The organism is Rhodococcus sp. IEGM 1409 (assembly GCF_030056735.1).
Taxonomy (GTDB): domain Bacteria; phylum Actinomycetota; class Actinomycetes; order Mycobacteriales; family Mycobacteriaceae; genus Rhodococcus_F.
On sequence record NZ_JASHKN010000001.1, the window covers coordinates 562,169 to 574,531 of the forward strand.

The following is a 12,363-nucleotide window of genomic DNA, read 5'->3' on the forward strand; positions in this document are numbered from 1 at the left end:
AAGGACATAATGAATTCTCTGGAACCCACGGAGCGGCGACGATGGGCAGCGCTGGGCGCCCTCTGCACTTCCCTCGTCGTCGTCACGATCGACAACACCGTCCTCAACACCGCCATCCCCACCCTTGCCCGCGAACTGCACGCCACCACCGTCGACCTGCAATGGATCAACAACGCGTACACACTGGCGTTCGCCGCCTTGCTCATCACTGCAGGTGGACTGGGCGCGAGATTCGGTCACCGGCGAATACTTCTGACCGGCCTCACACTCTTTGCCCTCGGGTCTGCCTGCGCTGCCCTCTCTCACACGTCATTGCAGCTGATCGGTTGGAGAACAGTCATGGGAGCAGCAGCCGCACTGGTCATGCCCGCGACGCTGTCACTTGTCGTCTCGATGTTCGCCCCGCACGAGAGAGGTCGGGCGATAGGCATCTGGTCTGCAACCGCCGGACTCGGAATCGCGATCGGCCCGGTAGCCGGTGGCGTACTACTCGAACATTTCAACTGGGGAAGTGTCTTCTGGATCAACCTCCCACTGGTCGCCGGTGTGATCGCCGCGACGGTTCTTCTTGTGCCCCCGGCAAGAGGAATCACGAAGGGTTCGTTCGACATCCCCGGACTCCTGTTGTCCACCGGCGGACTGGCCTTGATCGTCGATGCCCTCACCCAGGCAAGCCTTCGCGGATGGTCGTCGCCCGTCACGCTGCTGGAGATCGTCAGCGCAACAGCACTTCTCGCCGGATTCGTCTGGTGGGAGCTGCGGGCTCCGGCGCCGATGACCGACGTGCGCATCTTCACCAGTCGGGTGTTCAGCATCTCCAATGCCATCTTGGCCGTAACGTTCTTCTCCCTCTTCGGAGTTCTCTTCACGTACACGCAATACCTCCAATTCGTCCGTGGTTACGGTCCATTGGTTGCCGGCGTCGGTGCAGTTCCGTTTGCACTGGTGATGGCGGCCGTCGCGTCGAGCAGCGATCGCGTGGTCGGCAGACTGGGTGAGCGCAGTTCGATCGCGAGCGGCCTCGCAGTCATGTCCGTGGGACTGTTGGTCCTGTCGATCGCAGCGGGTAGGTACGCACCGTTCGGAATCCTGGCTGCGATCATGGCACTGGTCGGCGCGGGGATGGGGCTGGTCATGGCTCCGGCCACAACTGCGTCAATGTCGTCGGTTGTACCCCAACAGGCTTCGATGGCAAGTTCGATCAACAGTGTCGTGCGGGAGTTGGGTGGAGTTCTGGGCGTCGCCGTCATCGGGACGGTCGTAGCCACCGTTTTCCGGTCCCGCTTCGAACCCGGAGTCGACACTTCCACAGCCGATCTGGCGCAGATCCATGCCGACGGTCCCCCAGCGAGTGCCTTGACCGACGCAGCGAACCAGGCTTACACCTCGGCGATGAGTACCGGAATCCAGATCTGTGCCACAGTCGCGTTCATCGGTGCGTTGGCCGTCATTGCACTGTTTCCCGCACCACGTCGCCCGGCTTCTTGTCCTCCCGCAGACCCCGCCAACTCGGATGACGCAGGCGCCCGGTCTTCGTCCAATCCATGAACCGCACCTCACCGACGAGTTCCGGTTTCACCCACACCGCTCCCTTACGGTCGTCAGCGGGCAGTTCCTCCTCGAACGAACTTTCCTTCTGACGCAGCGGTTCCAGTATCGCAAGTAACGACTCCAAGTCGCGATCACTGAAGCCGGTGCCGACGCGCCCCACGTAGGTCAACCCGTGCTCGCCCGGAATGCCCATGAGCAGCGCGCCGATTCCCTGCGCTCGATTGCCCTGTCCGGTGCGCCACCCACAGATCACCACCTCCTGGGTGCGCCAGTTCTTCACTTTGATCCAACTCGACCCACGCCGACCCGGAAGGTAGACCGATGCACGACGTTTGGCGACAACCCCTTCCCACCCGGCATCGGTACTCACCTCCAACGCGTTCTCCGCCGTACCCTCGATCTGTGGGGGCACCTCGAGTTCACCGACTTTGCCCGCCAATGCATTCAACACGGTACGGCGATCCGAATAGGACTTCCGCAGCAAAGACACTCCGTCGAGGTACAGAAGATCGAAGGCCAGAAAAACCGGTTCCCCACCGCGCTGGAGCAGACCGAAATCAGTGACACCCGCGTCGTTGTACGCCACCACTTCACCGTCCAGAACCACGTCATGACCGTCCAGGATCTCAGCCAACCCGGAAAGGGCGGGATAGTCCCGAGTCTTGTCGTTACCCGCGCGACTGCGGAGTGACATTGCGCCCGAATGATATTCGAGAATCACCCGAATACCGTCCCACTTTCCTTCGAAAGCCCACTCCTGCGGGTCGAGACCCTCGAGCGTTCCAGCGGTGGCAAGCATCGGCTCGAGATTCTTGGGAAACTCCGTTCCGAAGCTTGCGTTCTGATCCTTCATCAGATGCATCAGCCACTGGTCACCCTTTGTCCGGATCAGCGCGAAGCGTCCCTGCACCCGCTCCCCGCTCAAGCGCACGATCACCTCGTCTTCACGCCACTTCTCGGTCTCGTATGTTCCGGAATCCCAGATCGTCATCGAACCGCCGCCGTACTCCCCCTTCGGAATCGTGCCCGAGAACGTAGCGTATTCGAGCGGATGATCCTCGGTGTGCACGGCCAACCGATTCTCTCCGGCACTGATCGGCACGCCCTTCGGGACTGCCCAGGATACGAGCACACCGTCCCGCTCGAGACGTACGTCGTAATGCAATCGTCTGGCGTGATGTTCTTGAATCACAAAGGTATTGCCCGCTGTCTCCTTGGCCACCGCGGCAGGGATCGGCTCGGGAGTCCGATCAGCCGATCGCTTGTTTCGATAGTGCGTCAACGTGTCGGCCACAGCCGCCGAGACCGGCGGATCCAGATCGGCCAGCAGATCACCGTCTGATTCGACGCGCTCCAGAACCTCGTCGAACAGTAGGTGGCGCAGCTTCGGATCGTCGAGTTCGTCCCAACTACGCGGCGCGGCAACATAGGGTTGATCGCGACCGCGCATCGAATAGGGCGCAATGGTGGTCTTGGCTGCGTTGTTCTGACTCCAGTCCACGAAAATCTTGCCGGCCCGGACATTTCGAGCCATCGTTGCGGTAACGAGATCCGGGTGAAGCTTCTCGAGTCCGGTGGCGATCTGTTTGGCGACGGTCGACGCACCACTACCGTCCAAAACTCGATCCAGCGGAACGTAGAGGTGGATTCCCTTGCTACCACTGGTTACCGGATAAGCAGTCCACCCCAGAGTTGCGACCAGATCTCGAATCGACCTCGCCACTTCGGCACACTCGGTCAACCCCACGCCCTCGCCCGGGTCGAGATCGAACACCAGTCGTGTCGCCGGGCCACGCTCGGAACCGTCGAACCGCCATTGAGGAACGTGCAATTCGAGGGCCGCCTGCTGCCCCAACCACGCCAGCGATGCAACGGAATCGAAAATCGGGTACGTGACAACACGATCCGAATGTTGCAGCGACGCTCGGGTAAGCCACTGCGGCGCAGACGACGCAAGGTTCTTTTCGAAGAAGGACTGGCCATCGACACCGTTCGGCCAACGCTTACGAGTACCCGGCCTACCGACGACGTGCGGAAGCATGACTGCGGCGATACGGGTGTAGTAGTCGATGACTTCGGCCTTCGTGGTCCCACTCTCGGGGTAGAGAATCTTGCCCAGATTGGTTACGGGCACGGTCGTGCCGTCGAGTGTGATCTGACCCCGATCCGTCGTTGCCATTTCCTCATTGTGCTGGAAACCGCTGTGTCTGGATACCGGTGCGTCTGGCAGTAGAAATCTGGTGGATCGGAAACCTGCCGCAGCGCAGGGCCACGGGCGAGACTGGATTTTCGATGGGAGAGGAGACCACGATGACAGTTCGCAGTTCCCCGGGGCCGTTAGTGGAAAACAACTGGCGGATGTTCGCCACCTGTAAGACGGTGGACCCGGCGGTGTTCTATTCTCCGGGTGAAGAACGCGGACGCAATCGGGCAGCACGGGAAAGTACCGCGAAACAGGTGTGCTTCCGCTGCCCCGTCATCCGGGACTGCCTGACGTTTGCACTCGAGACGGCTGAACCGCACGGAGTCTGGGGTGGGACCACCCCGTCGGAGCGACTTGCACTACGACGCTCAGCTGCGTGAACTGGCCTCACACGAGACCCCCGTCACGTCCGTACCGGACAAACAGGCAAGATGGCCTTGTGCCTATGACACGACGCGCTGTTGCCGTGACCGCGATCTTCGCTTCCTCGATCTTGTTGGGCTCGTGTTCGTCGCAGCCGGAGGCACCTGCGGCAGCGGACACCACGACCACGGTTCCCGAGGCCTTCACCAAACTGCCCTCGACCACCGCAGTGGACAAGTGCGGACCCCAGAGCGGGACCACCCTCGAAGACGGTGTCTTGACCATCGCCACCGATTCACCGGCGTACGCACCGTGGTTCGTCGACAACAATCCGTCGAACGGCAAGGGCTTCGAGGGCGCGGTGGCCCGCGCCGTCGTCGAGAAACTCGGATACACCACCGAGCAGGTTCGCTTCACCACGGTCGCCTTCAACGACGCGTTCAGACCGGGCCCCAAGGATTTCGACTTCGACGCCAATCAGTTCACGATTTCCGGGGAACGCCGCGAGAACGTCGACTTCAGCTCGCCGTACTACGCAGTGGCGCAGTCGGTGATCGCCTCACGCGGAAGCAAAGCCGCTGGTGCAAAGAATCTTGCGGATCTTTCCGGCTACCGCTTGGGCGCTCAGACGGGTTCCACCAGCCTCGCGGCGATCACCGACACGATTGTTCCGACCACTGCGCCACGCGAGTTCGCGACCACGGACGACGCGAAAGCAGCGCTGGCCGCGGGCGAGATCGACGCGCTGGTCGTCGACATCCCGACGGGATTCCACATCACCGAGAACGAACTCCCCGGGTCCGTCATCGTGGGCCAGTTTCCGCGGCCCAACGCGGTCACCGAATTCTTCGGTTTGGTGCTCGAGAAGAACAGTCCGCTGACCGCGTGTGTCTCCGCCGCCGTGGATGCGCTCTACGCCGACGGCACCCTCGAGAAGCTCGCGACCGAATGGATCACGGACAGCGCGGACGCACCCGTTCTCGAGTAGTTCAGCCGGTCGAAGGAGATCTATGTATAAATCTCGACGAACTGGGCCAGCGACTTCTCCACATCGCCCTTGAGTGCCCGAGCCACACTCGAACCGATCGGGCCGAACAACGGCGCGCCGCCCAACTCGACCGTCAGCGCGAGTTCCGACCCGTCGCCCTTTGCCTTCACGTCGAGTTCGAGACCGAGCTTGACCCCGCCCTTGCCGTCTCCCTTGAGCGAGATAGCCTTCGGGACGTCGTACTTCTTGATGGTCCACCGAACGCGGTTGCGCAGGCCCTTCACGGTCACGACCGAGCTGATCTCGGTGCCGACACCCAATTGATCGGGAAGTTCACTGCGCCATCCGTCGTGAACCACGAGCCAGTTTTCGTAGCCGCTGAGATCGGAGGCCTTGTCCCACACTTCCTGCGGAGGAAGCGGGACATCGATTTTCACTGTGAGCTTTGCCATGGCAGAACAATAAGCCCCGTGCGCCTTTTCCGTAACCAGAGGTACCAGAACGGCGCACGGGGCTTTGCTCCTCTTAGTGGCTGACGGCCTTTTCGACGCCGACGCCGGTGAGGGAGCGAACTTCCATCTCGGCCTGCTTTGCCGGATCTTCGATCTTGTTGCGTCCGATGTACGTACCGACGATGCCGAGGACGAATGCCAGCGGGATCGAGACGATGCCGGGGTTCGAGAGCGGGAACCAGGCGAAGTCGGAATTCGGGAACATCGACGACGCCTTGCCCGACACGGCCGGGGAGAACACGATCAGCGTCAAGCAGCTGATCAAACCGCCGTAGATGCTGAAGAGCGCACCGGTGGTGTTGAACTTCTTCCAGAACAGCGAGTACAGCAGGGTGGGCAGGTTCGCCGAGGCCGCCACTGCGAAGGCGAGAGCCACCAGGAAGGCGATGTTCTGTCCCATCGCCATGATGCCGAGAACGATGGAGACGAGTCCGATGACCACGACGGTGATTCGAGAAACTCGAACCTGCTGCTCCTCGGTTGCGTTGCCGCGCTTGATGACACTGGCGTAGATGTCGTGAGCGAACGACGCCGACGCAGTGATCGCGAGGCCGGCAACGACGGCGAGGATGGTCGCGAACGCCACTGCGGAAATGATGCCGAGGAAGATGGTGCCACCGAGCTCGAAGGCGAGAAGCGGAGCTGCCGCGTTCTCCTTACCGGGTGCCGCCAAGATCTTGTCCGGTCCGACCATGCTGGCCGCGCCGTAGCCGAGAACCAGTGTGAACAGGTAGAAGGCGCCGATCAGCGCGATCGCCCAGGTCACCGAGCGGCGAGCTTCCTTGGCGGTGGGCACCGTGTAGAAGCGCATCAGCACGTGCGGCAGGCCCGCGGTGCCGAGCACCAAAGCGATTCCGAGAGAGATGAAGTCGAGCTTCGTCATTCCGGAGAGTCCGTACTTCGCACCGGGTCCGAGGATGTCGCGTCCCTGCACACCCTTGGTGGTGGAACTGTTGACCATGTCCTGCGCATTGGCGAGCAGCTGAGAGAAGTTGCCGCGCACTGCCCACAGTACGAGCACGAACATGATGCCGGCTCCGGCGACCAGCAGAACCGCCTTGACCATCTGTACGTAGGTGGTGCCCTTCATGCCGCCGACCAAGACGTACACGATCATCAGCACACCGACGATCGCGACGACGATCGACTGTCCCACCTTGCCGTCGATGTTGAGCAGCAGCGCGACAAGTCCACCGGCGCCGGCCATCTGAGCAAGGAGGTAGAAGAGGGAAACTGCCAGAGTGGACAGGGCTGCCGCCATGCGCACCGGACGCTGATTGAGCCTGAAGCTCAGGACGTCGGCCATCGTGAATCTGCCGGTGTTCCTGAGCAATTCGGCCACCAGAAGCAGCGCAACCAACCAGGCGACAAGGAATCCGATGGAGTACAGGAAACCGTCGTAGCCGTACACGGCGATAGCGCCCGCGATACCGAGGAACGACGCCGCCGACAGGTAGTCGCCGGCGATGGCGAAGCCGTTCTGCGGGCCGGTGAACTGTCCACCGCCGGTGTAGAAGTCGGATGCCGTCTTGGTGGTCCGGCTGGCGCGGATGACCAGCGTCATCGTCACGACCACAAACGCGAGGAAGATCGCGATGTTGAAGGCGGGGTTTCCTACGTCCGTTCCGGACGCGGCGAGTGTGGTGATCACTGTGCGGGACCTTCCAGTTCTTCGCGGATTGCGGCGGAGCGGGGATCGAGCTCACGGCCGGCGAACTTCACATACCACGCGGTGATGGCGAACGTGGTGACGAACTGCCCGAGGCCGAGGATGATGCCGAGATTGATGTTTCCGAGAACCTTGGTGGCCATGAAGTCGTGGGCATAGGTAGCCAGGACGACGTACACCGCATACCAGACCAGGAAGAATGCAGTGATGGGGAAAACGAACTTGCGCAGACGCGTTCGGAGTTCCTGGAATTCGGGACTCGCTTGCATGTCTATGAATGCCTGGGCATCCGGGGTGCGTCGCTCTTGCGGCGACCCCTCACTGATTTCTGCTGTGGACACTGCCGGCTCCTCGCCTCGCGTGTGAAGTGAACTACCCACAGACGTTAGTGAGATCGGAGTCACATGAAGATGCTGTGGTGCCAGTCACACGCCGAGCAGTCGAGCCCTGCGCCGAACGGTCCGGCAGGCGCGACCAACGGCATGACCCTTGGGCGATGAAAGTCAGGGTTGGCGCAGATCGTCTTCGCGATCGGAGCCCATTCCCAGCCGCTCAGGGGCGTGCATCCGCGTGAAGATTCGCGCAATGTCTGCCGGTACCTGCTTCGCCGACGCCTTGCTCACGACGATCATCGTGAGGAACGCCAGCGGCACGCTCACCGCGGCCGGGAACGCAAAAATGGCTGCCGGCCAGCCACCGAGGACGTTCTCCGACAATCCGCCCAGAACTGCGACGGTAGCGGCGGTACCCGCGACGAACCCACCGACCACCATCCCCGCCGCAGCGCCGACCGCGGTCAAACCGCGCCACCAGATGCCCAACACGAGCAGAGGGCAGAGCGTCGACGCCGCGACCGCGAACACCAAACCGACGGTTCTCGAGAGGTCGACCGACACCACCGCCAGCGACAGCACGAGCGGAACGACACCCGCCAGGAGTGCGGCAATGCGGAAATCCCGAACTCGCCCGCGGAGAACATCGGTGCTGACGACCCCTGCGATGCTGACGAGCAATCCGGACGACGTCGACAGGAAGGCCGCAATGGCACCGGACGCCACGAGCGCTGCCAGCAGTTGTCCGCCCCACCCCGAGAACACCGACCCCGGCAGAAGCAGCACCGCGGCATCCGAGGTACCCGTGATCAGAAGTTGCGGAACATACAGGCGAGCGAAGACACCCAGGAGTGTCGGAAACAGGTAGAACACGCTGACCAGACCGACAACTGCGAGCGACGTGAGACGAGCGGCCCGACCGTCGGGGTTGGTGTAGAAGCGGACGAGAACGTGAGGCAGGCCGAGGGTTCCGAGGAATGTGGCGAGCATCAGCGAGTACACCTGATACATCGGGTGCGGCCCACCGAAACCCCAACCCGGGGTGATCCAGTCCGAGTTCTGCGCAGGCGCTCCGGCGACGACGGGGACCGAGGCTCCCGCGTCGAGGACCATGGACATGCCTTCACCGAGGGTGTGCTCCCCCGGCCCCAGGGTGACGGTACCTTCGACCGCTCCCCCGTCGACTGTGCCGCCGCTGACCGTCACCGGCTCGGACACCTGGACCACGACGTCGGTGGTGATGTCCACGGTCGTCGCAGTGGTGACCGTCGGCGGCATCGACGCGCCGACGTCGTGGTGATCGCCGAAGAAGTAGAAGGTAAGTGCCACAGCGGGAATCGCGACGGCGGTCAGTTTGAGCCAGTACTGGAAGGCCTGAACGAAGGTGATCGAGCGCATCCCGCCGCCCACGACGTTGGCGATGACGATGACCCCGACCGCAACGCCGCCGATCCAACTGGGAACACCGAGCAGGATGTTGAGCGTCAGGCCCGCGCCTTGGAACTGCGGAATCAGATACAGGATGCACACCATCGCGACCACGAGCATCGCGAGCTTGCGCAATCGCGGTGAGCCGAGACGGAATTCGGCAAAATCGGGGACGGTGTACGCTCCCGAACGCCGAAGCGGCGCTGCGACGAACAGCAGCAGTGCGAGGTATCCGGCGGTGAATCCGATGGGATACCAGAGCGCGTCGGCGCCGTATTTCGCGACCAGCCCGGCCACGCCGAGAAACGAAGCAGCAGAGAGGTACTCGCCGGAGATGGCCGCCGCATTCCACCGCGCGCTGACGGTTCTGGACGCAACGAGAAAGTCCGAGGTGGTGCGAGCGAGCCGAACTCCGTAGATACCGATCGCCACCGTCGCCACAGCCGCTGCCACGATGCCGAGCACCGTCAACACCGGGATAGGTTGTCCTCCCACAGCGCCGCGCTCAGTCGTCCACGATGTCGGTGAAGTCCTGCTCGTTTCGTTCCGCTCGACGCACGAACACCCAGCCGGTGATCAACAACAAGGGATACACGGCGCCGCCCATCACAAGCCACGGCAACCTGATTCCCAGGACTGCGACCTCCGACAGCGTCGGGAAGAGGTGCGTCAGAAGCGGTACTGCACACAGGAGCCCGGCTGCGACGACGGCAAGGCGGATCGCCAGCCCCAACTGCGCGCGAACGAGACCCCGAATCATGGCGTCACCGACTTCGGTCTGTTCCTGCACCTCCACCCGTGTCCGCACGATCCGAGCGCCACTGCGTTGCGCCAACACCACACGCTGACGCTGAGGAGGATCGGACTGCGAGTTCACCGCGACAACCAACTCTGCTTGGGCGCACGAACCAGACGATCCTTGAGTTCACGGGTGTGTCTACGGCTGACCGGAAGCTCGACGGGCGGCTTGTCACCGTGCGGGCGCAGACAGACAACCAAGCCACTGCCCACCGTGCGGATACCGGTCACCAGCGCCAGAGACACCAAATAGGAGCGGTGCACGCGTAGGAAGCCGGCGTCCGCCCAGCGTGATTCGAGCGTCGAGATCGGGATGCGCACGAGGTGCGACTTCCCTGCAGTGTGCAAACGCGCGTAGTCCCCGTCGGCTTCCACCCACTCCACCGAGGACCGCTGAACGAGCGTCGTGACACCGCCCAGTTCCACCGGGATCACCTCGTCGGTGGACGCAGCTTCGGGCTTGCTCTCGCTCTTGGTGCGCCCGGCCAACCCCACGATCCGTTGAACGGCCTGAGCGAGACGCTCCTCCCGGAGCGGTTTGAGTAGGTAGTCGACGGCGCCGAGATCGAATGCCGCAACCGCTCGATCATCGTGCGCTGTCACGAACACCACGGGCGGCGGCGCGGCGAAGTTGGAGAGAATGCCGGCCAGTTCGAGACCGTCGAGTCCGGGCATGTTGATGTCGAGAAATACCGCGTCGATGCTTCCACCGCGCAGGATCCTCAACGCGGTCGTCGCATCCGATGCAGTGTGCACGTGCGCGACCGAGCCCTCTGCGCGCAGCAAGAACGCCAGCTCGTCGAGGGCTGGTTTCTCGTCGTCGACGGCAAGGACGGTCAGCTGGGCATCAGTGTCAGTCTCGTTCACAACAGGTCCATGTTCCCACGACGGTTTCAGCCTGATCATCGAAGGCGAGAATCAGACGTGAATCCCCTGCTTGAACTTGGGAACACGCATACTGACCTTCGTTCCCGCACCCGGCGCCGTCTCCACCACCAGCCCGTAGTCGTTTCCGAACGCGGCGCGAAGCCTGTCGTCGACGTTGGCCAAGCCGACGTGAGCGGCTTCCCGCGCGCTGGGCCGTCCCGATCCCGACTCGATGGCGTCGAGCGAACCGGAACGCAGTAGTTCGGGATCCATCCCCACACCGTCGTCCTCGACGCTGATGATGCAGTCCGGTCCCTCGTCCGCGGCCACGATGCTGACAGTGCCGCCCTCCGGCTTACTCGAAATGCCGTGACGAACCGCGTTCTCGACCAGCGGCTGGAGAGCCAGGAAGGGAAGGACCACGTTGAGCACTTCGGGTGCGACCTGAAGGCGGACGTTCAGAGCCTCCCCGAAGCGCGCGCGTTCGAGAGTCAGATACCGATCGATGTTGCGTAGCTCGTCGGCGAGCAGAGTGAATTCACCCGCAGATCGGAACGAGTACCGGGTGAAGTCCGCGAACTCGAGAATCAGTTCTCTGGCACGCGCCGGGTCGGTCCGCACGAACGACGCGACGGTGTTGAGGGCGTTGTAGATGAAGTGGGGACTGATCTGTGCGCGCAGAGCCCGCACTTCCGCTCGATCCAACAGGGCCCGGGACGCGTCGAGGTCCGCGAGTTCGATCTGACTGCAGGCGTACCGAGCAACCTCGGTGACAGCTCCGAGCATTCCCGGCCACGGGTCTTCGCTGGTGACGATTCCCATCACCCCGACGACGCCGATGTCCTCGATCAGCAGTGGTTGCGCGATCAGCGCTCGCACGCTGTGATCGCTCGATCCGCGCACCAGGTCTGCGTGAGTGACGAGCACCCGGCGCTCGCCTTCGATCGCGCGAATGGCGGCGTCGTGGAACTGATCGGCCAACGCTTCGTGACGACCGTCCCACGCCAGCAGATTTCCCGACGCGTCCGCCAGGCCCAAGCCGGCGCCGCCGGTCAGCTCGCGCAGGTGAGGCGCCGCCTCGGCCGCCGAATTCTTGTCGAGTCCGCGCCGAAGTGGCCGCGCGGCAAGCGAAGCCGTGTGGAGCGCTGCGTGGACGGCACGCTCGGTGGGGGTGGTCACCTCACGTCTGGTGCGCATCCACACCGCTGTCAGCGCCCCGGCCACTGCGAGAATCAGCACGCTGAGAAGCGCGACCACGGCCGGGCTCAACGCGAATCCTCGTCCAGTTTCCGGATCAGAGTTTTCGGAGCCACCGTGCGGTACGCATCTTCGACGACGTCGGCGACGTCGTTCCAGAATTTCTCGTCCTCGGTTTCGTCGGCGCTCGGAACGTCGAGGTGCACGCCGATCCATCCGCGGCCACCCACGTACGGCGGGACGAAGAACCTCGACGGATCGCGGCTGACCCAATCTGCCTGCGCCCCAGGTGGTGCCGCGGCCCAGATCGCGAGACGATCGTCGTGGTGGTGATCTGCCATGGTGACGAACTGCGGCGCCTTGCGCACGAACCACGACGCTTCACCGTGGCTGACCCACTCGGTTGCCTCCGACAATGCCAGCGCAAGCGCGCGGATTCGCTCCAACGGCGTCAT

The 12,363-nt window shown here is 63.1% G+C and carries 12 protein-coding genes; 3 read left to right on the forward strand and 9 right to left on the reverse strand.

The window, feature by feature from the left end; all coding sequences use genetic code 11:
• Positions 1–9: 9 nt before the first annotated feature.
• A complete protein-coding gene (locus tag QM716_RS02775; protein WP_283302230.1) occupies positions 10–1,548 on the forward strand; it encodes an MFS transporter in 1,539 nt (512 codons plus the stop codon).
• On the opposite strand, the gene QM716_RS02780 is transcribed toward QM716_RS02775, so the two are convergent.
• Positions 1,448–3,730, reverse strand: coding sequence for an ATP-dependent DNA ligase (locus QM716_RS02780; RefSeq protein WP_283302231.1), 2,283 nt, complete (start codon positions 3,728–3,730; stop codon positions 1,448–1,450). The two genes, QM716_RS02775 and QM716_RS02780, sit on opposite strands and share 101 nt — an antisense overlap.
• Positions 3,731–3,861: 131 nt before the next feature.
• On the opposite strand from QM716_RS02780, the gene QM716_RS02785 reads away from it, so the two are divergent.
• Positions 3,862–4,134: a WhiB family transcriptional regulator gene (locus tag QM716_RS02785; RefSeq protein ID WP_283302232.1), complete on the forward strand. Its 273-nt coding sequence runs from the start codon at positions 3,862–3,864 to the stop codon at positions 4,132–4,134.
• Between the two features lie 65 nt (positions 4,135–4,199).
• Positions 4,200–5,105 (forward strand): ABC transporter substrate-binding protein, encoded by a 906-nt coding sequence (locus tag QM716_RS02790; protein WP_283302233.1) that lies wholly within the window; start codon positions 4,200–4,202, stop codon positions 5,103–5,105.
• Between the two features lie 20 nt (positions 5,106–5,125).
• On the opposite strand, the gene QM716_RS02795 is transcribed toward QM716_RS02790, so the two are convergent.
• The 8 genes from QM716_RS02795 to QM716_RS02830 all read right to left on the reverse strand — a co-directional run bounded on the left by QM716_RS02795 (position 5,126) and on the right by QM716_RS02830 (position 12,363).
• Positions 5,126–5,557 (reverse strand): type II toxin-antitoxin system Rv0910 family toxin, encoded by a 432-nt coding sequence (locus QM716_RS02795; protein WP_283302234.1) that lies wholly within the window; start codon positions 5,555–5,557, stop codon positions 5,126–5,128.
• Between the two features lie 73 nt (positions 5,558–5,630).
• The gene (locus tag QM716_RS02800) at positions 5,631–7,268 is read right to left on the reverse strand and encodes a monocarboxylic acid transporter (protein WP_283302235.1); all 1,638 of its coding nucleotides are present in this window, start codon (positions 7,266–7,268) and stop codon (positions 5,631–5,633) included.
• Positions 7,265–7,627: a DUF485 domain-containing protein gene (locus QM716_RS02805; protein ID WP_283302237.1), complete on the reverse strand. Its 363-nt coding sequence runs from the start codon at positions 7,625–7,627 to the stop codon at positions 7,265–7,267. Before QM716_RS02805 ends, QM716_RS02800 begins: the two co-directional genes overlap by 4 nt.
• Before the next feature lie 162 nt (positions 7,628–7,789).
• Complete coding sequence (locus QM716_RS02810; protein ID WP_283302239.1) at positions 7,790–9,541, reverse strand: sodium/solute symporter; 1,752 nt, start codon at positions 9,539–9,541, stop codon at positions 7,790–7,792.
• A 10-nt stretch (positions 9,542–9,551) separates the two neighbouring features.
• Positions 9,552–9,923 (reverse strand): hypothetical protein, encoded by a 372-nt coding sequence (locus QM716_RS02815; protein ID WP_283302241.1) that lies wholly within the window; start codon positions 9,921–9,923, stop codon positions 9,552–9,554.
• Positions 9,920–10,750, reverse strand: coding sequence for a LytR/AlgR family response regulator transcription factor (locus tag QM716_RS02820; RefSeq protein ID WP_283302243.1), 831 nt, complete (start codon positions 10,748–10,750; stop codon positions 9,920–9,922). The genes QM716_RS02815 and QM716_RS02820 overlap by 4 nt, the downstream gene beginning before the upstream one ends.
• 12 nt (positions 10,751–10,762) lie before the next feature.
• The gene (locus tag QM716_RS02825) at positions 10,763–11,980 is read right to left on the reverse strand and encodes a sensor histidine kinase (RefSeq protein WP_283302245.1); all 1,218 of its coding nucleotides are present in this window, start codon (positions 11,978–11,980) and stop codon (positions 10,763–10,765) included.
• Positions 11,977–12,363: an MmcQ/YjbR family DNA-binding protein gene (locus QM716_RS02830; protein WP_283302247.1), complete on the reverse strand. Its 387-nt coding sequence runs from the start codon at positions 12,361–12,363 to the stop codon at positions 11,977–11,979. Before QM716_RS02830 ends, QM716_RS02825 begins: the two co-directional genes overlap by 4 nt.

Bases quoted from the DNA above. Each gene is read 5' to 3' on its own strand.
- QM716_RS02775 (WP_283302230.1), top strand. From the start codon at position 10: ATGAATTCTCTGGAACCCACGGAGCGGCGACGATGGGCAGCGCTGGGC.
- QM716_RS02780 (WP_283302231.1), bottom strand. From the start codon at position 3,730: ATGGCAACGACGGATCGGGGTCAGATCACACTCGACGGCACGACCGTG.
- QM716_RS02785 (WP_283302232.1), top strand. From the start codon at position 3,862: ATGACAGTTCGCAGTTCCCCGGGGCCGTTAGTGGAAAACAACTGGCGG.
- QM716_RS02790 (WP_283302233.1), top strand. From the start codon at position 4,200: ATGACACGACGCGCTGTTGCCGTGACCGCGATCTTCGCTTCCTCGATC.
- QM716_RS02795 (WP_283302234.1), bottom strand. From the start codon at position 5,557: ATGGCAAAGCTCACAGTGAAAATCGATGTCCCGCTTCCTCCGCAGGAA.
- QM716_RS02820 (WP_283302243.1), bottom strand. From the start codon at position 10,750: ATGATCAGGCTGAAACCGTCGTGGGAACATGGACCTGTTGTGAACGAG.
- QM716_RS02830 (WP_283302247.1), bottom strand. From the start codon at position 12,363: ATGACGCCGTTGGAGCGAATCCGCGCGCTTGCGCTGGCATTGTCGGAG.